We start from the raw sequence: 1810 nt of genomic DNA on the forward strand, positions 1-1810 counted from the left end.
AAATATTCTTTGAATCTATATCGAATTATTATGTTTTGATTGTTTATATTGCATACTTATTTGTTTTATTTATTGTATTTGATTGTTGTTGTGGGGTTGCTGGACAGCTTTTTCTTTAATAGATAAGATTTTATTTTAAAATCTTAAAATATCTTTGATACAATCTAAAGATATTTTCATAAATTTTCAATGTTATCAAAGGAATAAACATGGCAGATGAGACTCAAAAGAGTGCAATTAAGATTCTATTTGGTGTAAGTGACACAGATGAATGTCGCAAAGCTATCCCAACAATTATTAAACTTTTTGCCAAACGCAACGAAACCGAACTCACCCTTTTGCATGTAAAAGCAGAGACTATTGTTTTAGCGGAAAGTGGGATTGTAGATTATACTTCTTTGGAGCATATTCAAGAAATGGAATCAAATGAAATTTTGCAAGAATTTACAGAAGTTTTCAGCAAAGAGGGGCTTATATGCAAGAAGATTCTCAAAAATGGTAATCCAATCGATGTTGTGCTAGAAATTGCAAATCAATATGATTTGCTTGTGATTGGTGCAAGCGAATCTTCTATGTTAAGAAGAATCTTTAATTCACATCAAAATAGTTTTATCAATTCATCCCCTATTCCCGTTTTGGTTGCAAAATAGATATTGTTAGATTCTGTAATTTTTGCAATATAATATTTTGCTCAATCTGAAAAAGGATATTTTTCTTACCCATATAATGAGGGATTTTATATTACTTAAAATTAAGGTTAGTAACACCCAATGGTATCTTTTTATCGTTTTCTTTTATGTTTTATATGTTTTGCATATTTATTATGGGCTAATCCAAACGGAATCACAAACAAATCTCATGGAAATTCAAATAATACTTCAACACAAAACGAACAAGAGTTCTTATTAAAGAGTAAAAAATACAAATCTAAATCCACACAAGATTTATTGCACTCATTTAATAAATGTGCTTATGGTGAAATATCTTCATGTGAGACAATTATTTCTTATGGAATCCGTAATTCAGAAGAATGTTTCCCAAAAGAATGTGCAATTATTGGTGCACTTTTAATAGCTGTTAATAAAAATGAAGAAGCTATAACATATCTTCAAAAAGCATGTTATAATCATGAACACAGTAGTTGCATGAATCTTGGATTAATTTATCAAGAAAGACAAGATTATATCAATGCAAAAGCTTATTATGCAGACGCATGTAAGATGAAAGATAATCTTGCATGTTACAATTTAGGATTGCTCTATACAGATGAAAAAATGTTAGGTAAAAAAAATGCACTCGCCATAGAATATTTTCAACAAGCTTGTGCAAGATTTCATGCAAAAGCATGTTTTAATATTGCTGTAATCCACGCCAATAGCATAAAACAAGACTTACCAAAAGCAAAGTTTTACTTTGACAAGGCTTGTGATTTGGGATTAGAAAAAGCCTGCGAAAACATTCAAAATCTTAAAGAAACCCCAATGCCAACACCACAAAAACATCGCGGATTATATCTTATTGATATATAATCATAAAAAGTGTGTTTGTTGAGAAGTCAGAAGGTTTTAAAGAATTCATTTCTTTTTTGCGTGGCTATATAAAATATTTTTTATTGTTAGGCAAGAATCTTTAAAGTTTTTTGATAAAACAGAAACTTATTGTCATTCATTGAATTATATTGTCTTACCATTTCTGCCCCCCTAAAAACATCATAACCACATATTCCCTCAATATTTTTTAGAATTTTCCTAAATATTATAAATCATTAAGCTTAATTTAAGGTTAAATAGTTTATAATTCTGTTTCTCAA

General features: G+C 28.9%; 2 protein-coding genes. Both read left to right on the forward strand.

What is annotated here, in order from left to right:
• Nucleotides 1-209 precede the first annotated feature (209 nt).
• On the forward strand, nt 210-650 hold the full coding sequence (locus tag CQA53_RS11170) for a universal stress protein (protein ID WP_115543995.1): 441 nt from the start codon (nt 210-212) through the stop codon (nt 648-650).
• A gap of 120 nt (nt 651-770) precedes the next feature.
• Nucleotides 771-1529: a tetratricopeptide repeat protein gene (locus CQA53_RS11175; RefSeq protein WP_115543996.1), complete on the forward strand. Its 759-nt coding sequence runs from the start codon at nt 771-773 to the stop codon at nt 1527-1529.
• The last annotated feature ends 281 nt before the right edge of the window (nt 1530-1810 follow it).

Origin of the sequence: Helicobacter didelphidarum, assembly GCF_003364195.1 — a bacterium.
GTDB classification, from domain to species: Bacteria; Campylobacterota; Campylobacteria; order Campylobacterales; family Helicobacteraceae; genus Helicobacter_A; species Helicobacter_A didelphidarum.

Bases quoted from the DNA above. Each gene is read 5' to 3' on its own strand.
- CQA53_RS11170 (WP_115543995.1), top strand. From the start codon at position 210: ATGGCAGATGAGACTCAAAAGAGTGCAATTAAGATTCTATTTGGTGTA.
- CQA53_RS11175 (WP_115543996.1), top strand. From the start codon at position 771: ATGGTATCTTTTTATCGTTTTCTTTTATGTTTTATATGTTTTGCATAT.